Raw genomic sequence first — 18,360 nt, 5'->3', positions numbered from 1 at the left:
CGCCTGCTTCCGCCGGCTGCCGCCAGGCGTGGGCCGTTGCCGTCGCGCCACAAGCTTCAGCGGATTTGCCTCGTGAAGACCTGGGAACAGCTGTTACCGTCGAAGCCGAAAGACGCGCCCAGATGGGACTATCCAGCGAAGGCAGGATCATGGACGAGAACGCGCACAGGGTCGATCGGGGAAGCCTGCTGATCAGCGCGCCGCCGTCAACGATCTACGGGGCCCTGACCGACCCCGAAAGCCTCGAAAAGTGGTTGCCTCCGGAGGGTATGGCGGGCCGCGTGGAGCAGTTCACGCCGGGGGTCGGCGGAGGTTTCCGCATGGTCCTGACCTACCTGGACGCCTCGGGCAACGGCAAGACCTCCGACACGACGGACGTCACCAACGTCGAATTCGTTGGCCTGGTCCCGGACCAGAACATCGTGCAGCAGGTCAGATTCACGTCCGACGACGCCGGCTTCGCCGGAACGATGATCATGACGTGGGAGCTGCAGCCGCACCCGGAGGGAACACTGGTGAGCGTTGCCGCCACCCATGTTCCGCCAGGAATTTCCCCTGCAGATCATGAAGCCGGACTGGCTTCGTCGCTGGCGAACCTCGCCGCCCATGTGGAGCAAGAAGCCAGCGCCAGCTAGTCCCGCCCTCGGGGCTAGCCGAGGGCCTTGGCGATCTTCTCGGCTGTAGTGTGCAGGTGCTCCACGATGCTGGGCAGGCGGCCGGACTTCATCCGCTGGTCCGGCCCCGTCGCGGTGAGTCCGCCGAGGAGGAATCCATCGGCATCCCGGACGGCGACCGCTACGGCAAACAGGCCTTCCTCGAGTTCGTTGTCCAGGACGGAATACCCGTTCCGCCGGACCTCGTGGATCTCCTGCAGCAGGACACCGCGGTCGGTGATGGTTCGCCGAGTGATCGGGGTCAGCGTTTCGGGCAGCAACTGGATGATCTTCTCGTCGTCCAGATCAGCTAGCAGGATTTTGCCTGTCGCACTCGCATACAGCGGGTACTGGCGATGCACATACAGCTGCGAAACGCTGAGTATCCTCGACGCCGAGGCCTCGGCTATGAGGTCGTACTCCGTGGCGCTTTTGTTCAGTGCGAAGGTGACGGTTTCGTTAATCTCCTGGGCGAACCGCTCAAGGATCGGCTGGACCTTCGCGCCCACGCCAGCCGTCGGGTCGGCGAGCCGGCCGAGCCGCGCCATTTCCCAGCCGAGCGTGTAGTTGTTGTCGGACCGGTCGACGAACCCGACCTGCTCCATGCTCAACAGCAGGCGGAAGGCCGTGGGACGCGTCAGGCCTACGTTCTGCGCCAGTTCGGTGACAGTGATCCCCTGGGGGTGGCGGCCCAGCTCGCGCAGCAACGTCATGGCTTTGACGACGGACTTATTGGTGAGGTCCGGCATCTCAGCGCCCTCTGCGACCGAATCTGTCTCCGGCATGGTCATGCATTCCTCTCGGCCGTGCGGGCCCGTGTTGTGGCGGTCACTACTACCCTATGTCGGGAAGAGGCAGCTCCACGTTCACCTACCGAACGTCGTGTTCGACCGGCGACCTCGGCCTTGGCAGACAACATGAGCCAACACCATTGACACTACCCTCACCCATCGCTAAATTGAACGTCACGTTCACAAATTGAACATAAAGCTCTCCTCTTTCCAACGGTGCAAGGAAGTGTCGCTGCTATGAAAGACCAACCCCTGAGCCTCTTCGCCTTCGATACCAACTCCCCGGCTCATCTGACCGCGGGCTCGTGGCGCCACGAGGCGGACCAGGGTCACCGCTACAAGGACTTGTCGTACTGGAAGGACCTTGCCCGGATGCTCGAAACCGCTGGGTTCGACGGGATCTTCCTCGCCGACACCATCGGTTACCACGACGTCTACGAAGGCCGGCCGGACGCGGCACTGCGCGATGCTGCACAGTTCCCCGTCAACGATCCAATGCTGCTGATCAGCGGGATGGCGGCCGTGACCGAGAGGCTCACCTTCGGCGTCACGTCCTCGCTGACCTACGAGCCGCCGTACCTGATGGCGCGGCGCTTCAGCACACTGGACCATCTGACCGGCGGACGCGTGGGCTGGAATATCGTCACTTCATATTCGGAGTCCGCGGCCCGCAACGTGGGGATGTCGCAGCAGCTTGAGCACGATGAGCGCTACGAACTGGCCGAAGAGTACATGGAGGTCCTGTACAAGCTGTGGGAGCAGTCATGGGAGCCCGGCGCCGTCGTGCGTGACCAAAAGGGCGCCACCTTCGTCGATCCGGCCCGCGTCCACCCGATCGAGCACAGCGGCAAGTACTTCACCGTCCCGGGCATCCATCTGTGCGAACCTTCCCCGCAAAGAACTCCCGTGCTGTTCCAAGCCGGCTCCTCACCGCGTGGGATGGCCTTCGCAGGGCGCCACGCCGAGGCCGTGTTTATCAACGCCGTCTCGGTGGAACAAGCCCGCCGCAGCGTCGAGAAGATCCGGCAGGCCGCCGTCGAAAACGGCCGCGACCCCTACGACATCAAGGTGGTGGTCCTGCTGACGGTCATCGTCGCGCCGACCGATGCAGAGGCCGAGGCCCTGCACCAACAGGCCCGCGCCAACGTCAGCGTCGAGGGTGCCCTGGCCCGATTCGCCGGCTGGACCGGCATCGACCTGTCAGCCGCCGATCTCGACGCGCCGCTGCAGCACGTCAAGACACGCGGCGTGCAGTCGATCGTGGACATGTTCTCCAAGGCCGACCCGGACCGCGAGTGGACACCGCGCGCCGTCGCCGAGTTCCTCGGGATCGGCGGCACCGGAAGCACCATTGTGGGCTCGCCCGGTACTGTCGCCGCCGAAATCAGGCGCTGGCGCGACGAAGCGGACGTGGACGGAATCAACCTCAGCTACGCCACCAAGCCCGACAGCTGGAAACGCTTCATCGAGCACGCCCTGCCCGAACTGCGCCGCCAGGGGCTCGCCGCAGAAGCTCCCGAGTCCACCGACGCGCCGCTGACGCTGCGCGAAAAGCTGTACGGCCCCGGGCATCAGTACACACTTCCGGGACATCCGGCCACCGGACATCGCGCGGGCGCCGCCGTCGCGATCGCCTCCTAATCCGGCCCCGGCACGACCCACAAACAGACCAAGCAGGAGAACCACAGATGACTGAAACAACCGATGTCGTCGTTGTCGGCGCCGGATTCGCCGGACTGATCACGGCCCGCGAACTAACGCGCCAGGGCCTGAACGTCGTGGTCTTGGAGGCCCGGGACCGGATCGGCGGCCGCACCTGGACCGACCACCGGCTTGGCCACGACCTGGAGATGGGCGGCACCTGGCTGCACTGGACGCAGCCGCATTCCTGGGCCGAGGTCACCCGCTACGGCCTGGAGGTGACCCGCGGCCCCCGCTCCGAGGAGACCTTTTGGTTGGCAGGCAGCCAGGTGCGTCGCGGCAACCTTGAGGACTTCATGAAGCTCATCGACCCGGGCATGACCCGCCTGCTCGAAGACACCATGAAGTGGATCCCACGCCCGGACATGCCGCTGACGGCGCCCGGGATCGAGGAGGTCGACCAGTTCAACCTGCAGGAGATGCTCGACCAGCTGGATCTCTCGGTGGATGAGCGCAATGCCAACGAAGCGGCCTGGGTTGGCCACTTCAACGCCCCGCTGGAAAGGTGCGCCTATACCAACGCCCTCCGCTGGACGGCCGCTACGGCCGGTTCCTGGCATCTCATGCACGAGGCGTCGGCCATCTTCCGCCTCGCCGGCGGCACCCGCAGCCTGGTCGACGCCATTGCCCGCGACTCGGGCGCCGATATCCGGCTCGACTCCCCCGTCTTCTCGATAGAGCACGACGCCGAGTCCGCCCTGGTCAGCTACGGTGCCGGGCGCAGCATCTCGGCATCCCGAGTCGTCCTCACCGTCCCGCAGAACACCCTGCACCAGCTCGACGTGGCACCCGCCCTGCCGGACGGCAAGATCCGGCCGAGCATCGAGAAGACCGCGTCGCAGGGAGTCAAAGCCTGGATCCGGGTCCGCGGCCCGATCAAACCATTCTTCGCCTACTCCTCCCAGCACCACCCGCTCTCGGTGGTTCGCACGGAATTCATCAGCGAAACCGACGCAGTGCTGGTCGCTTTCGGCGCCGACGCCACACGGCTCGACGTCAACGACATCCAGGCCGTCCGCAGCGCGCTGAAGGTGTGGCGCAATGACCTCGAAGTCCTGGAGACCACCGGCCACGACTGGATGGCGGACCAGTACTCGCAGGAAACCTGGCTGATCCAGCAGCCGGGCCAGCTGACCCGGTATCTCACCGCCCAGCAGGAAAACACCGGCGTGCTGTATTTCGCCAGCAGCGACTACGCCAACATCTGGGCCGGCTTCATCGACGGCGCCATCGAAAGCGGCCTGCGCGCGGCGCGGGACGTCCAGGCCAGCATCACCACAACCACCGCCGAACTCGCCCCCACGAGCTAAGGAAGAGCCATGAGCCTCGCGGCCGTCACCCCGGCAATCCAGCCCGATCAATACCGCGCCGTTATGCGCCACTTCCCCACCGGCGTCGCAGCGATCTGCTCCGCGGATCAGGCCACCGGCAGACCCTGCGGTTTGATCGTGGGAACATTCCAGGCCCTCTCGCTGGACCCGGCGCTGGTCACCTTCAGCATCGCCCGCACGTCCACCAGTTGGCCGAAGATCCGCCGCACCGTCATGTTCAGCGTCAATCTGCTCGCCGACGGACAGCAGCCGGTCTGCAGGGCACTCGCGGGCAAGGCCGAGGACAAGTTCGCGGCCATCGAGTGGAAACACTCCGCGTACGGCACCCCGCACATCGCCGGCTCCCTGGGCTGGATCGATTGCACCATCCAGCAGGAGCTCGACGGCGGCGACCACGTCCTGATCATCGCCAAAGTCCTGGAGATGGCGGCCGACGACGGCGACCCGCTGGTTTTCCACGGCGGCCGGCTCGGCGGCTTCCGCGAAAGCACCGCGGCCTGAGGCCGGACCGCAACCTGACGGACCCGCAATGCGGAGTCGGCCGCGAGACAACTCCGGCGCCTGTCCCTAGACTGATGCCGTATGCCCCGAGCGATCAGGAGTAGGACTTTGGCCGAAAACCCGACCTTTCAGAATGTCACCTTCGAGTCCGCAGGCGGCGAGGCCCACGGTTATCTGGCCCTGCCGGAGTCCGGGTCCGGCCCCGGCGTCATTGTCATCCAGGAGTGGTGGGGTCTAGTGGACCACATCCGCGACGTGGCTGACCGTTTGGCGGCCGAAGGCTTCGTGGCGCTGGCTCCGGACCTGTTCGGCGGGCGCATCGCCCACGACGGCAAGGAAGCGGGGCAGATGATGTCCAAGCTGCCCGAGGCGGAAGGCGCGCGCCTGCTGGCCGGCGCCGTGGACTACCTGCTGGCCCACGAGGCGGTCACCAGTTCCACCGTGGGCACCATCGGCTTCTGCATGGGCGGCGGTTTTGTGCTCGCGCTGGCCGCGCAGCAAGGCGAACGGATCAGCGCCGCCGTTCCGTTCTACGGCGTGGGTCAGGCCGTTCCCAAGTCTTATGAAGGTGTCCGCGCAGCCATCCAGGGCCACTACGGCGAGCGGGACACCTCGTACCCGGCGGAGAAGGCCAAGGCGCAGGAGGAGCAGATCCGCCGCGAATCCGGCGCGGAAGTGAACTACTACTTCTATGACGCCCCGCACGCCTTCCACAATGACGAAAACCCGCAGGGCAACTACCGGCCTGAGGCGGCCAAGCTGGCCTGGAGCCGCGCGGTGCAGTTCCTCAAGGACAAGGTGAAGTAGTCTCCCCGACCGAAAGGTACGACGTCGGTGCTTACCCGAGCGCCGACGTCGTCCTTGCGTGGCTCGGACGTGGGTATGCTGCACAAGACCCTGGGTAGCGACGATCAGTTCCCTGAGACGGAAGAAGAGCCCGTGACAGCTGAAACCAATCCGGCGGGCGTCGAGCAGAGCCCGGACGACGGTCAGGCGTGGCCCCGCAGCATCGCCGTGATCGGTGCTGCCGGGCTCATCGGGTCGGGCGTGGTGTACCAACTCGCACTGGCCGGCGTGGGCAACACGATCCATCTGGTTGATGTGAAAGAGAACGTCGCGCGAGCCCATGCCATCGACATTTCCGAGGCCCAGATCCTGGCCGGCGTCAGGGCACCCCGACTGAGCGTTGTTGATCCATCAGCTACGGACTCCTGGGACGAAGTTGACGTGGTCATCGTGGCCGCGTCTGCCCCGGAAGTGCCAGGTGGGGACCGGCGCGACTTCTTGGCCGCAAATCTGCGGTTACTCAGGCTGCTGGCCCCCACGATTGAGAAGCTGTCTGGCAACGACGGCATAGTCCTGCTGCTATCCAACCCAGTCGACGTCCTCGCCGAGTGCCTGCACCGGATCACCGACATAGCCCCAGACCGGATCCTGGGTTACAGCATCAACGACTCGGTGCGGTTCCAGGCCGCAGTAGCCAGGGAAATCGGAGTAGAACCGCATCGAGTCCGCGCCCAGGTCCTGGGAGAGCATGGCAAGGGACAGGTGCCGTGCTTCAGTTCGGTGCTCATCGACGGCGCACCGGTCACCTTGACCGCTTCCCAGCAGGAACAGATCCGCGAGGACATCGATGGCTGGTTTCAACGCTGGTCTGCCCTAGAGCCGGGCCGGAGTTCGGGCTGGACCACCCCGCTCGGTGTGGTCCGCATGATCTCCATGATGGCCCGCGGCGAAACCTTTCCCGCAGCCGCATGGACCGCGGGAGCTCAAGGGCTTGAGGAGGCCTTCATCGCTCTGCCGGTCACAATGGGCTCCGGCAAGGTCAAAAGGACCGATTGGCAGGGTTCCCCCGAGGAGCAGGCTGCCCTGGTCAAAGCTGCAGCGTCTGTGCGTGAGGCAGCCGCCCTCAATCTTTCGCAGGAGCTTCCTCAAGAGCCGGGCCGCCCCGGCCCGGCCAACGCAGTAACCGCAACCAACGAAAAGACTAGGAAGGCAGACCAGTGGCGAGCATAAAGAAGACGGTACTGGAGACGACCTTGGATGTGTTCCGTGCGCACGGGATGACCACCATCTTCGGCAACCCCGGGTCCAACGAGCTCCCCTTCCTGGCCGGCCTGACCGAAGAATTCGACTTCATCCTGGGCCTGCACGAGCAGGTGGTGGTGGGGATGGCCGAGGGCTATGCGCGAGCCACCGGCAGGCCGGCCCTGGTGAACCTCCACGCCGCCTCCGGGTCGGGCAACGCTATGGGCGCGCTGACCAACGCCCACTACGGCCACATCCCGATGGTCATCCTGGCCGGTCAGCAGGTCCGCCGCACCGTTGGCCAGGAGACGATGCTGGCCAGCGCAGACGCCTCGATGCTGCCGGCACCACTGGTCAAGTACTCGCACGAGCCGCTGGCCGCCGCGGACGTGCCGCGCACGCTCTCCCAGGCCGTGTTCGAGACCTCCGCCCAGCCGCGCGGGCCGGTCTACGTTTCGGTCCCGCTCGATGACTGGGCTGAACCCGCCCTCGACGACGACGCCCTGCTCACCGAGCGATCGGTGGTCACCGCAGGCGGCCTCACCGATGCCCTGGCGCGGGAACTCATCGCGGCAGTCGACGGCGCGAAAAGGCTCGCACTCGTTGTCGGCCCGCAAGTGGACGCCGCCGCCGTCGACGATCCCAGCGTGTTCGACGCCGTCGTGTCACTGGCGGAGAAAACCGGCGCCTCCGTCTTCGTCGCGCCCTCGCCCTCGCGCGGCCCCTTCCCCACCACCCACCCGAACTTCGAGGGCGTCATCGTCCCGGGCATCCAGTCGGTGCGCGACCGCCTCGCCGGCCACGACGTTGTACTGGTCCTCGGTGCCGCCGTCTTCCGGTATCACCGCTGGGAGCCGAGCAACTACCTTGAGGCCGGGACCCAAGTCATCCAGCTGACCCAGGACCCCCGCGAGGCGACCCGCGCGCCGTTCGGCCGGTCCGTCGTCGCCGACGTGGCAGGCGCGGCGAAGACCCTGGCCCAGGGCGTGAGGGACCGGGGCCAGCGGCGCGGCGACCCCGGCAGCCGGGAGCTGCCGGCGGCCAAGACCTCGCCGGACGGCATGACCGGCACCGAAATCCTTGAAGTACTCAATACCCACGTCAATGACACGGTCGCCTACGTCAATGAGACCACCACGCTGGATCTGGACTACCTCGAGCGCATCGCCATCGACCGCCCGGGCATGTACAACTTCCCGGCCTCGGGCGGTCTGGGCTTCGGCCTGCCGGTGGCGGTCGGCATGTCCCTCGGCGATCCCGGAAAGACCGTCGTGGCGACCGTCGGCGACGGCTCCGCGAACTACGGCATCACCGCGCTCTACACCGCGGCCCAGCGGCAGACCCGGACGGTGTTCGTCATCGTCAACAACTCCAGCTACGGCGCCCTCGCCGGCTTCGCCCAGCGGATGGGTGTGCCGGACGTGCCCGGCCTCAAGCTCGGCGGCATCGATTTCGTCTCCATCGCCGAGGGCTACGGAGTGCCCGCCCAGCGGACCAGCACCCGCGAGGAGTTCGACGCGGCCTACCAGAAGGCGCTGCAAGGCACCGGTCCGGTGCTCATCGACGCGCAAGTCGTCGGCGGCTGATCCCTGACAGCGCCTTGCGCGCTTGAGAGGACGACGTCGGTGCCCACCCGGGTGCCGACGTCGTCCTTGTGGTTTCCCCACCATTTCTGCCGCCCACCGCTCACGGTCGGTGTTGTTCGGTCCGGGCGGCCGCTACTCTGTTCCCCCTGGACCCCGAGACGGTGCCACTCGACTGGATGCGCAACTCCGACCCGGCCCTGCGCTGGCAGGTCGAACGGGACCTCGCCCACGCGCCGCCCGAGCAGTGGATGGCAACCAGGGCCCGCGTGGCCACCGAGGGATTCGGGGCGCAGCTGCTGGCGCATCAGGACGCCGACGGCCAGTGGGCCGGCGGCGCCTACTTCCCGGCCGACTTCGACTTTCAGGGCCCGGAAGCAGCCGAGGACGCCGGGCAGCCGTGGACGGCCACCACCTGGACACTGAACACGCTGCGCGATTGGGGGCTCGATGCGGCCGCGCTCGACGGCACCGCCGAACGGCTCGCCGCCAACAGCCGCTGGGAGTATGACAACTTGCCATACTGGGACGGCGAAGTGGACTGCTGCATCAACGCGTTCACGCTCGCCAACGGCGCCTGGCTCGGAGCCGATGTCAGCGGAATCGCCGCCTGGTTCCTTGAGCACCAATTGCCTGACGGCGGCTGGAACTGCGAGTGGGTCGAGGGCTCCACTCGCTCCTCGTTCCACTCCACGCTCAACACGCTGAAGGGCCTGCTGTATTACGAGTCCGCCACCGGCGGATCCGACGAACTCCGCGCCGCCCGCCACACAGGCGAGGAGTACCTGCTGGAACGCCGCCTGCTCTACACCAAGTCCACCGGAGAACTCGTCGGGCCGTGGGCCACCCACTTCGCCTACCCGTTCCGGTTCATCCACAGCGCACTGCACGCAGTGGACTATTTCAGGTCTTCCAACTTGCACGACGGCGGCGCACCCGACCCCCGGCTGGCCGATCCAGTGGAAGTGATCCGCTCCGCCCGCCGGCCCGACGGGACGTGGCTGCAGGAACGCCGCCACCCCGGACGCGTCTGGTTCGAGGTCGACGTGCCGCCCGGCGAGCCGTCCAAATGGCTCACGTTCTACGGCACCCGCGTTTTGGCGTGGTGGGACCAACCTGCTCAGATGTCGGCGTAGAAATGGAGCCGGCCAACCCTCAGCAAAACATCGCCCGGGCAGACCAACAGGATGGCCGTACCGGAGATTCTGATATACCGTGCAGCGATACCTCTCGGAAGGCAGCCGCAGATCTACCGGCAGGGACGAGGACATCATGGATGACGCACAGAACCGCCAGGACCTGACTCGGCAAATCGACGAGCGGCGTGATGACATCAGGGCCTTTCTCCGCCACGCGCGTCCCCGACGCAACCGTTTGACCACCGTCAGCATCGTCGCCAGCGCCGTCGTCGCCGCGTTGACGGCCGGGCCCGGTTTCGGTCAGGACAGTTTCAACGCAGCCGTGGCTGGCATTTTTTCGCTGTCCAGCCCTTCGGTCGTCTGGCAGGTCATCTGCATCCTTGCTTCGATCCTCTCCCTGGTCGCTGCAATAGCGTCCAGCCTTGCCAACTCACGCAACAGCGCAGAGCAGATCTCAACGGCAGAATCGGCCAGCGCGCAGCTCGACGGGCTGCTGACCGCCTTGAAGTACGGCGAGCTGCCGCTGGGCGATGCGGCCAGGCTCTATCAGGAGTACAGCTCGAAGGCCGCCTTCATCGACTAGCCGCGTCCGACCACGATCCAATCGGTTTGCATGCAGCTCATCGTGCTCATCGGAAAAAACCGAGGGCTGCTTCGTTCTGTCAGCCGCAGTCGCCGCCGCCGCCACCGCCGTCTCCTCCGTAGACGGTGGCGCCAAAGCCTGCCGTGCTGGCCGCCTCCGTGTTCACGGGACCCCGGGCACCCTTTGCGCGTCGGCGGTCAGCGCGGGCACCCAGAACCACCCAGGCGATGCACGCCGCAAGAAGGATCGCAATGATGATGGCGAATTCCACGTCTGTCTCCTGTCGTTGAGCTGAGGGTATGGGCGGAGCTGATCAGGGAGTCACCAGCAGGTTCTCGTGCAGCTGGCGCCAGCCTTCCGCCAATTCCTTGCTGGCGTCGTAGTCATCGACAACCAGCTTCGCTTTCACGCCAGCGGCGCCCAGTTCGACACTGGGAAGGTCGCCACAGCCCGCAGAAGCCGTGTCGGCTTTCAGGTTCTCGACGACGACACAGATATCGCCTTTATCGGGATCGTTCGGTATTGCGGCATAGAACGCACGGTCGTCGTCCTTGACCAGCAGCCGTGCACTGTCTGCCTTGACGCCGAATAGATGCTTGGCGTCGGCGGTCAAAGTGTCGGACGGTTCTTCCGGAGCGTCGAGGACCGCCATCCGGGGTTGCGGATCATTCTGGCCGCGCACCAGCAGGTTCTTGTGCAGGTAGCGCCAACCTTCGGCCACTTCCTTGCCAGCGTTGTAGCCATCGAATACCAGCTTCGCTTCCAGAAGGCCGGGATTTCCGTCGACCTCCCAGCCCATGTAGGGGGTGGGCCCGCTGCATCCAACAGCTTCCTGCGTCCCCTTCTGGATGACGACGCACAGGCTGCCGCCGCTGCTCTCGGCGCTGCCCGCCACTGGCACCAAGGAGTAGAACTTGAAATCGCCCTCTTCCGCCAGCAACTGCTTGTTGGATGATTGCACGGGCAACTTCTTGGAATCGCCGGCGGGTGCGTCGTGTCTTCCCGCCGAGACCTCCGAATCGGATGACGCCGAGTTTGGCCCGCTGGTGCAGCCTGCCAGCGTCAGGACTACCGCAGCACCGGCTGCCAGTCTAGTCAAAGTGCGCATCACGTCCCTGTCTGAAGGGGTATTTGCCGCCTCACCGCGTATTTGGCTTCGTGGCAAGGTTTGTCTCAGGCTAACCGCGGGTCGGCTGGCGCGCGAGAGTTCCGATGTTGCGAAGCAATAACTTCCTCAATGAGAGCAGCCATGCTGACTTCGTCTTTAGGTCAGACGTCGGATGCATCCCGGGCGGTGCTGGACGTAGATAGGCAGGGCCAGCTGGATGTGAGTAGTTCCGACCGGCTCGTCCAGCAAGTCGTTGATCGAGGTCTGCCCTTCCAGCTCGACGATGCGACTCTTCTCCATGAATCGAGCCTACGTGCGGATGGGCCGGCCGAATCCTAGACACGCGATGCCTCCCTCTGATTCCGCACACGGGAACGAATGACGGCGATCTGTCTGGGAGCGTAACCAGCAGGGGACCCGATCGGCGATCGAAGAGAAAAGCGGTGGCCCGCAGTATCCTTGCGGTGGCCTAAGCTTCTTGGCTTAGCCTTGCGGTAGGACGCGATCTGCGGGCTGTTCGCCCACATTGGCCAAATAAAAGCTATCCGTAACAGGCCATCCTGAGAATACTGGTCCCATGAGCCTCTTTCGGACCAAGTCAATCGAACAGTCCATGGCGGATTCAGAGGAGCCAGGACGGCAACTTAAACGCACGCTGAGCACCTTCGACCTCATGATCCTCGGCGTGGCGGTTGCCGTCGGGGCCGGTATCTTCTCCGTGGGGGCGAAGGCTGCCGGCAGCTTTGCCGGCCCGGCCGTGACCTTGTCCTTCGTGCTGGCGGCCGTCACCTGCGCGCTGGCCATCATGTGCTATGCCGAGTTCGCTTCAGCCATCCCGGTGGCAGGCAGCGCCTATACCTACACTTACGCGACCTTGGGCGAGTTGCTGGCGTGGATCATCGGGTGGGACCTGATCTTGGAGCTGTTCACGGCAGGGGCGGTCATCGCCAAGTACTGGGGGATTTATCTCAGCAATGTTTTCCTGCTCTTCGACATGGATGTCCCCTCCACGGTCAGTATTTTCGGCCTGGAGCTAACCTGGGGCCCGCTGCTGATCGTTGCCATCTTCACCACCCTTTTGGTGCTCGGCACCGAACTATCGGCCCGGGTGAACAACGTTTTTACCATCATCAAAGTGGCCATTGTCCTGTTCGTGATCGTCATCGGCTTCACGTACGTGCGGGCGGAGAACTACACGCCGTTCGTACCGGATCCGGTTCCCACCGCGAGCACCGGGGGAAGCGTCTGGACCCAGTCGTTGTTCTCCTTCCTCAGCGGTGCTGAGCCTCAGCAGTACGGTGTACTGGGCATTCTGGCAGGCGCGGCGCTGGTGTTCTTCGCCTTTATCGGTTTCGACGTCGTGGCCACCAGCGCGGAAGAGGTGCGCAACCCGCAGAAGACGCTTCCGCGGGGCATCTTCGGCGGCCTGGCCATCGTGACCGTCCTGTACATCCTGGTAGCCCTGGCCCTGACCGGAATGGTTTCCTATAAGGATCTGGCCGAGGCTGATGAGGCCTCCCTGGCCACCGCGTTCATCGACGTCGGGGCAGACTGGGCCGCGCAGGTCATCTCGGTTGGCATCCTGATCGGGCTCACCACTGTCATCATGGTCCTGCTGATGGGCCTCGCCCGGGTTGCCTTCGCGATGAGCCGCGACGGCCTGCTGCCGCGCTGGCTGAGCCACACCACCGAGCATCAAAAAACCCCGGCCCGGGTGCAAATCCTGTCTGGAGCACTGGTGGCCTTGGTCGCCGGCTTCACCAACGTGGACGTGCTGGAAGAGATGATCAACATCGGCACCCTCTCCGCCTTCATTCTGGTGAGCATCGGCGTCGTTGTGCTGAGGAAGAAGCGGCCGGACTTGCCGCGCGCCTACCGCGTGCCGGGCTCGCCGGTGGTGCCGATCCTGGCCGCGGTGCTGTGTTTCTGGCTGATGCTGAACCTGACCACGCTCACTTGGCTGCGCTTTGCGGTTTGGCTGGTCATCGGCCTGGCCATCTACTTCCTGTACGGCCGCCAGCATTCGCGGCTGAACCATCCGGAGCTGATCCCTGTGGAACACGAGCGCGAGGAACATCACCGGCTGGAGCACGAGCAGCGCGTCCGTGAACGAAAGGAACACCGGCGCCCCCCGGAGCAGTAGCCGGTCAAGCGGTGACGATGCCTTCCAGCACTTCAGAGGCGTAGTCCATCACCGCCTGCGCCCGCGCACTCAGGGCCATCCCGTTGGGCCACACTGCGACGACCGAAGTTCCTCCTGCCCGCGGCAGCAGCGGCCGGGAAACGATGGGGAGGCCTTCGGTGGTGACCGGGACTTGGTTGGGCCTGGACATCAGCAGGCTGTATCCCAGGCCGCGGCCCACCAGTGCCCGGACCAGGTCGATCTGCGGCACCTGGGCCGCCAGCGTCGGGGTGAGACCTCGTTCGGCGAACATGAGTTGGGTGTAGCCGGTGCTGGGGACCGATTCCAGCATGATGAGCGGTTCGGGCGCCAAATCGGCCAGGTCGAGTTCCGGCTTGGCGGCCAGCGGATGCGACTCGGCCAGTACGGCCATCACTTCTGTTTGATAGATCGCCTGGCGCTGCAACCCCGCCGGCAGGCCGATGTCGTACACGATGGCCGCGTCCAGGGCACCGGTCTCCAGCCGGGGCAGCAGGTCCCCGTGATCGCCTACGGTAATGCCAATGTCCACGCCTGGCTGCAGCTTGCCGAAGCCCTCCAGCACCGATGGCAGGACATTGCTGGCCAGACCGATGTAGCAGCCCAGTGCCACCGGCCCCCTCAGCACTCCTCCGACACCGGCCAATTCGCTGACCAGCCCGTCGGTTTCTTTCAAGATGGTCCGCGCCCTGCCGGCAAGATATTGTCCGGCCTGAGTCAGCCGCATGCCCCGGGCTTTGCGCCGTACGCACAACTGCTCCCCCACGGCCGCCTCCAGCTCACTCAGAGCATGAGAGAGCGCCGACTCGGAAATATGCAGCGCCGATGCCGCAGAGCTCAGCGTGGGATGGTCGGGCAGCGCGGCGAAGAGTTCCAACTGACGCAAGGTGAACTTGGGCATCTAAACCTACAGAATCGAAGAAGTTGTACGAATATCCACAGTTTACTAGGAGAAGCTGGCGGGTGACACTGGTCTCACTAGTCTTGTTTGATTCCAGGAGGACACATGTCTGCCACCGTCGAAGGCCGCTGCCCGTTCGGCTTCGGAGGAGACTCCGATAGCGCCAGCGTCATGACGCCGTCGGAAAACCTAGGTACCCAGGCCATGGCGCCCGCAGCCCTGCCGGCTAAGGAGTCAGCAGCTAGGGTTCCCTATCCTGTAGCCGACTGGGTTGATCCCGCGGCGCTGATATCCGACCCCTATCCGACCTATGAGCGCCTGCGGCGGGAGGCTCCGGTCGCTTGGGTTCCGGCGCTCAAAAAGTTCCTCGTCACAAGCTACGCCGGCTGCCACGCGGTGGAATTGGATCAGGAAATTTTCAGTGCCAACGTCAGCGGCGCAACCATGAACCGTGCACTCGGAGCCCAGCCAATGCTGCGCAAGGACGACCCGGACCATGCCGCTGACAGGGCTGCCATCAACCCGGTACTGCGGCCCAAGAACATCAAGGAAGCCTGGGCTCCGGTCTTCGAACGCAACGCCCGGACGTACCTCGACGTCCTCGAGGAAAAGGGCCCCGGCCAAGCGGATCTCAACCGTGATTACGCCGCCCCCGTGGCCTCGCAGAACCTGATCGACCTACTCGGGCTGAAAGATGTCAGGGTGGAGCAGATGCGCCGCTGGTCGCACGACTTCATCGCCGGCGCCGGGAACGTACTCGACGACCAGGCCATCTGGGATCGCTGTGAGGCGTCGCGGGCCGAGCTGGACGCGATCCTGGACGAGCTCATCCCGTTCTATCAGCAGCATCCCAACGCGTCGATGACGTCTGCCCTGGCCAACAGCGGACTGCCGTTCGACAACGTTGCCGCCAACGTCAAGCTCACCATCTCCGGCGGCATGAACGAGCCGCAGCACATGGTCACCAACATCGTGTGGGCACTGAGCCGGCATACCGAACAGCTCGACAAGGTGCTCCATGACGATGCCCTCTGGCCGGCCGTGTTCGACGAAACCGTCCGGTGGCTCTCCCCCATCGGCATGTACCCGCGGGAGACCACCCAGGAGACCACGCTCGGCGGAGTGCGCCTGCCGGCGGGCGCGGGCATCGGCGTCGTTGTGGCATCCGCCAACCGGGACGTGGACCATTTCGGCCCCACGGCCGGCGAATTCGACATCTTCCGGCCCAAAACATCCCATCTTGCCTTCGGCAGCGGCGTGCATCTGTGCGCCGGGCACTGGGCCGCGAAGACCTCCATCGGCCAGATCGCCGTCCCCCTGGCTTATCAGCGCTTCCCCGGACTGCGCACCGACGAGACCCGGACCGAGACTTGGGACGGCTGGGTCTTCCGCGGCATCACCAGCCTTCCCGTTACCTGGAACTAGGAAAGAAGAACCATGGCAAAGATCAGTTTCCACCACTCCGACGGCAACGTTGACGTCTTGGACGTGGACCCCGGAACCTCGCTCATGCGGGCCGCGGTCACCAACGGCGTGGACGGGATTGTCGGCGAATGCGGCGGCCAGGCGATGTGCGCCACCTGCCACGTCTACGTGCGGCCCGAATACCTCGACGCGCTGCCGGAGATCGGCGAGGATGAGGAAGAGATGCTTGAGTGCACCGCCGGCCCGCGCGACGAGACCCGTAGCCGGCTCGGTTGCCAGATCACGGTTGGCGACGGTCTGGAGCAGATCGAAGTCGACGTTCCGGACGACCAGATCTAAGGGCAGGGGCTGAACGCGATGAGTACTCCTGAAAATGTGGTTGTTGTTGGCAACGGCCAGGCCGGCATCCAGCTGGTGGATTCGCTGCGCAAGGAAGGCTACACCGGACCCATCACGCTGCTCGGCGAAGAGCGGCACCACCCGTACCAGCGCCCGCCGCTGTCCAAGGACTACCTCGCCGCCGGCAAGGACCCGATCCCGCTGCCGCTGCGCCCGGAAAAGTTCTTCACCACCAACGACGTCGATGCCCGCCTCGGCGTGCGCGCCACCTCCATCGACCGCGACGCCAAGACCATCGCCCTCGACGACTGCACCACCCTGGCCTATACGAAGCTGGTGCTGGCCACCGGCGCCGCCAACCGCGAACTCACCGTGCCCGGCGCCGCACTGTCCGGCATCCACGGCCTGCGCACCCTCACCGACGCCCAGGCCCTGCACGCCCGCCTCGATGCGGTGCGCTCCGTCGTCGTCATCGGCGCCGGCTTCATCGGCCTGGAGTTCGCCGCCGCCGCCCGCGCCCGCGGCCTGGACGTCACCGTGCTCGAATACGCCGACCGGCCGATGGGACGCGCCCTGACCCCGGTGACGAGCGGCTTCTTCGCCGACGCCCACCAACGCCTCGGCGTCACCCTCAGGCTCGGCGAGGGCATCGCCTCCTTCGACGGCAACGACGCCGGGCACGTCACCGCCGCGGTCAGCACCACCGGGGAACGCTACCCGGCGGACCTGGTGCTCGTCGGGGTCGGCGTCACCCCGCGCACCGAACTCGCCCAGGCAGCCGGCCTGGAGGTGGAGAACGGCATCGTGGTGGACGGCAGCCTGCGCACGTCCGACCCGGACATCTTCGCTCTCGGCGACTGCGCGTCCTTCCCCAACGTCCACGCCGGAGCCCGGACCCGCCTGGAATCAGTGCAGAACGCCACCGACCAGGCCCGCCACGCCGCCCGCGCCATCCTCGGTGCAGGCCCCGGCTCCGGCCCCCGCGGCGAGACCGGCGGCTACGCCGACCTGCCATGGTTCTGGTCCAACCAAGGCCACCTGCGCCTGCAGATCGCCGGTCTGTCAGCCCCCGGCGACCAGACCGTACTGCGCGGGAACCCGGCGGAGGAGAAGTTCTCCGTATTCTGCTTCCGCAACAACACCCTCACCGCCGTCGAATCCGTCAACCAACCCGCCGACCACATGGCCGCCCGCCGCCTGCTCTCCGCCGGCCGCACCCTCACCCCGGAACAGGCCGCCGACCCAGACTTCGACCTCAAGACCTACTCCAAACAACAACCCGCAGCGGTGTAGTTCGGGTCTTTCGGGGAGCCCATGCTCTTGCCGGCTAGCTCGGTGCCGGCGGCGCGGCAGGAGTAGGGAGCCCGGCAGACGTCAGGGGCTGATCTTTGAATCTTGTCCGGGCATACTGGTCTCATGGTCGCCACACAGGGTTCGTTCTCGAAGGAAGATGAGGATTCTGTCGCGAGAATGCGACCCTCCGAGCTTCTACTGAAGACAATGAGCCGGGGGTCACATCGGTTCACACCACCCATTGGACGCCCGTCCTCAGCATCTCCCTGAAAAGAGCAGCTCATGATGCCAGATCAAGAGCATCCCGTTCTAGAACTCGATTCAACCGACTCGTGGAACCTGCTGGCTGGGTCCGAACTGGGGCGAATTGCCGTCTCTGTGGGCGATGTGCCCGAGATCTTTCCCATCAATTACCTCGCACACGAGGGCGTTGTTCTTTTCTGCACGGCGGAGGGGAGCAAGCTGGTAAACCTGACCATCAACCGTCACGTGGCGTTTGAAACCGACGGGTTCACCGAGGATTTCGCATGGAGCGTTATTGTTCACGGCACGGCGGAAATCCTGCCTAATGGGGCACAGACGGAAGCCGCAGAGAAGCTGCTGCAACATTCGTGGATTCCTACGGTGAAATACGTCTTCGTGGCCATCACCCCTGAGCAGGTCACCGGGCGTCGCTTCGCCCGGGGCCCTGCCCCTGATCGCTGGTAATCGCGTAGACGCTAAGCGGCGCGGCAGCCTAACACCAACCGCCACGTTGAGCGCCGAGGGCGTCAGGACGAAACCTTCCATTTCGGCGCCCTCTGACCGCCGCGGGGCGGGAATT

The 18,360-nt window shown here is 65.3% G+C and carries 19 protein-coding genes; 14 read left to right on the top strand and 5 right to left on the bottom strand.

All coding sequences use genetic code 11. The annotated features are described in order from the left end of the window. Nucleotides 1-122: 122 nt before the first annotated feature. Complete coding sequence (locus MNQ99_RS02300; RefSeq protein WP_241914286.1) at nucleotides 123-635, top strand: SRPBCC family protein; 513 nt, start codon at nucleotides 123-125, stop codon at nucleotides 633-635. A 14-nt stretch (nucleotides 636-649) separates the two neighbouring features. Here the strand turns inward: MNQ99_RS02300 and MNQ99_RS02295 are convergent, their stop codons facing one another. Continuing rightward, nucleotides 650-1,438 carry an IclR family transcriptional regulator gene (locus tag MNQ99_RS02295; protein ID WP_241914285.1) on the bottom strand — a complete coding sequence of 263 codons (789 nt, stop codon included), beginning with the start codon at nucleotides 1,436-1,438 and terminating at the stop codon, nucleotides 650-652. Between the two features lie 243 nt (nucleotides 1,439-1,681). Between MNQ99_RS02295 and MNQ99_RS02290 the strand changes: the two genes are divergently transcribed. The 8 genes from MNQ99_RS02290 to MNQ99_RS02255 all read left to right on the top strand — a co-directional run bounded on the left by MNQ99_RS02290 (nucleotide 1,682) and on the right by MNQ99_RS02255 (nucleotide 10,310). Then, entirely contained in the window at nucleotides 1,682-3,085 is a 1,404-nt protein-coding gene (locus tag MNQ99_RS02290; protein ID WP_127512292.1) for an LLM class flavin-dependent oxidoreductase, read from the top strand. Nucleotides 3,086-3,132: 47 nt separating this feature from the next. Continuing rightward, nucleotides 3,133-4,455, top strand: a complete 1,323-nt coding sequence (locus MNQ99_RS02285) for a flavin monoamine oxidase family protein (protein ID WP_241914284.1) — start codon at nucleotides 3,133-3,135, stop codon at nucleotides 4,453-4,455. A 9-nt stretch (nucleotides 4,456-4,464) separates the two neighbouring features. Further along, complete coding sequence (locus tag MNQ99_RS02280) at nucleotides 4,465-4,977, top strand: flavin reductase family protein (protein WP_127512290.1); 513 nt, start codon at nucleotides 4,465-4,467, stop codon at nucleotides 4,975-4,977. Nucleotides 4,978-5,085: 108 nt separating this feature from the next. Continuing rightward, nucleotides 5,086-5,784: a dienelactone hydrolase family protein gene (locus MNQ99_RS02275; protein ID WP_241914283.1), complete on the top strand. Its 699-nt coding sequence runs from the start codon at nucleotides 5,086-5,088 to the stop codon at nucleotides 5,782-5,784. 132 nt (nucleotides 5,785-5,916) lie between these two features. Further along, the gene (locus tag MNQ99_RS02270; protein ID WP_241914282.1) at nucleotides 5,917-6,993 is read left to right on the top strand and encodes a malate dehydrogenase; all 1,077 of its coding nucleotides are present in this window, start codon (nucleotides 5,917-5,919) and stop codon (nucleotides 6,991-6,993) included. After that, nucleotides 6,981-8,591 (top strand): benzoylformate decarboxylase, encoded by a 1,611-nt coding sequence (gene mdlC / locus MNQ99_RS02265; RefSeq protein ID WP_241914281.1) that lies wholly within the window; start codon nucleotides 6,981-6,983, stop codon nucleotides 8,589-8,591. The genes MNQ99_RS02270 and mdlC overlap by 13 nt, the downstream gene beginning before the upstream one ends. A gap of 176 nt (nucleotides 8,592-8,767) precedes the next feature. Beyond that, the gene (locus tag MNQ99_RS02260) at nucleotides 8,768-9,724 is read left to right on the top strand and encodes a squalene cyclase (protein WP_241915240.1); all 957 of its coding nucleotides are present in this window, start codon (nucleotides 8,768-8,770) and stop codon (nucleotides 9,722-9,724) included. A 136-nt stretch (nucleotides 9,725-9,860) separates the two neighbouring features. Next, nucleotides 9,861-10,310 (top strand): hypothetical protein, encoded by a 450-nt coding sequence (locus MNQ99_RS02255; protein ID WP_127512285.1) that lies wholly within the window; start codon nucleotides 9,861-9,863, stop codon nucleotides 10,308-10,310. Between the two features lie 79 nt (nucleotides 10,311-10,389). Here MNQ99_RS02255 and MNQ99_RS02250 read toward each other — a convergent pair whose 3' ends face one another. The 3 genes from MNQ99_RS02250 to MNQ99_RS02240 form a co-directional block, all read right to left on the bottom strand. Next, nucleotides 10,390-10,581: a hypothetical protein gene (locus MNQ99_RS02250; protein WP_127512284.1), complete on the bottom strand. Its 192-nt coding sequence runs from the start codon at nucleotides 10,579-10,581 to the stop codon at nucleotides 10,390-10,392. Nucleotides 10,582-10,623: 42 nt separating this feature from the next. Continuing rightward, on the bottom strand, nucleotides 10,624-11,271 hold the full coding sequence (locus MNQ99_RS02245) for a hypothetical protein (protein WP_241914280.1): 648 nt from the start codon (nucleotides 11,269-11,271) through the stop codon (nucleotides 10,624-10,626). Between the two features lie 303 nt (nucleotides 11,272-11,574). After that, nucleotides 11,575-11,718 carry a hypothetical protein gene (locus MNQ99_RS02240; RefSeq protein ID WP_164745400.1) on the bottom strand — a complete coding sequence of 48 codons (144 nt, stop codon included), beginning with the start codon at nucleotides 11,716-11,718 and terminating at the stop codon, nucleotides 11,575-11,577. A gap of 277 nt (nucleotides 11,719-11,995) precedes the next feature. On the opposite strand from MNQ99_RS02240, the gene MNQ99_RS02235 reads away from it, so the two are divergent. Beyond that, the gene (locus tag MNQ99_RS02235) at nucleotides 11,996-13,561 is read left to right on the top strand and encodes an APC family permease (RefSeq protein ID WP_127512282.1); all 1,566 of its coding nucleotides are present in this window, start codon (nucleotides 11,996-11,998) and stop codon (nucleotides 13,559-13,561) included. Between the two features lie 4 nt (nucleotides 13,562-13,565). On the opposite strand, the gene MNQ99_RS02230 is transcribed toward MNQ99_RS02235, so the two are convergent. Continuing rightward, entirely contained in the window at nucleotides 13,566-14,480 is a 915-nt protein-coding gene (locus tag MNQ99_RS02230) for a LysR substrate-binding domain-containing protein (protein ID WP_241914279.1), read from the bottom strand. Between the two features lie 105 nt (nucleotides 14,481-14,585). Between MNQ99_RS02230 and MNQ99_RS02225 the strand changes: the two genes are divergently transcribed. The 4 genes from MNQ99_RS02225 to MNQ99_RS02210 all read left to right on the top strand — a co-directional run bounded on the left by MNQ99_RS02225 (nucleotide 14,586) and on the right by MNQ99_RS02210 (nucleotide 18,245). Continuing rightward, complete coding sequence (locus MNQ99_RS02225) at nucleotides 14,586-15,905, top strand: cytochrome P450 (protein WP_241914278.1); 1,320 nt, start codon at nucleotides 14,586-14,588, stop codon at nucleotides 15,903-15,905. A 12-nt stretch (nucleotides 15,906-15,917) separates the two neighbouring features. Further along, on the top strand, nucleotides 15,918-16,244 hold the full coding sequence (locus MNQ99_RS02220) for a 2Fe-2S iron-sulfur cluster-binding protein (protein WP_127512280.1): 327 nt from the start codon (nucleotides 15,918-15,920) through the stop codon (nucleotides 16,242-16,244). An 18-nt stretch (nucleotides 16,245-16,262) separates the two neighbouring features. After that, on the top strand, nucleotides 16,263-17,537 hold the full coding sequence (locus tag MNQ99_RS02215; protein WP_241914277.1) for an NAD(P)/FAD-dependent oxidoreductase: 1,275 nt from the start codon (nucleotides 16,263-16,265) through the stop codon (nucleotides 17,535-17,537). Between the two features lie 282 nt (nucleotides 17,538-17,819). After that, nucleotides 17,820-18,245 carry a pyridoxamine 5'-phosphate oxidase family protein gene (locus MNQ99_RS02210; RefSeq protein ID WP_241914276.1) on the top strand — a complete coding sequence of 142 codons (426 nt, stop codon included), beginning with the start codon at nucleotides 17,820-17,822 and terminating at the stop codon, nucleotides 18,243-18,245. Nucleotides 18,246-18,360: the final 115 nt, after the last annotated feature.

The sequence above is a fragment of the Arthrobacter sulfonylureivorans genome (genome assembly GCF_022637435.1).
In the GTDB taxonomy this organism is placed as follows: Bacteria; Actinomycetota; Actinomycetes; order Actinomycetales; family Micrococcaceae; genus Crystallibacter; species Crystallibacter sulfonylureivorans.
The sequence above is the reverse complement of the archived record's forward strand: the minus strand, read 5'-3'. Positions and strand labels throughout refer to the sequence as shown.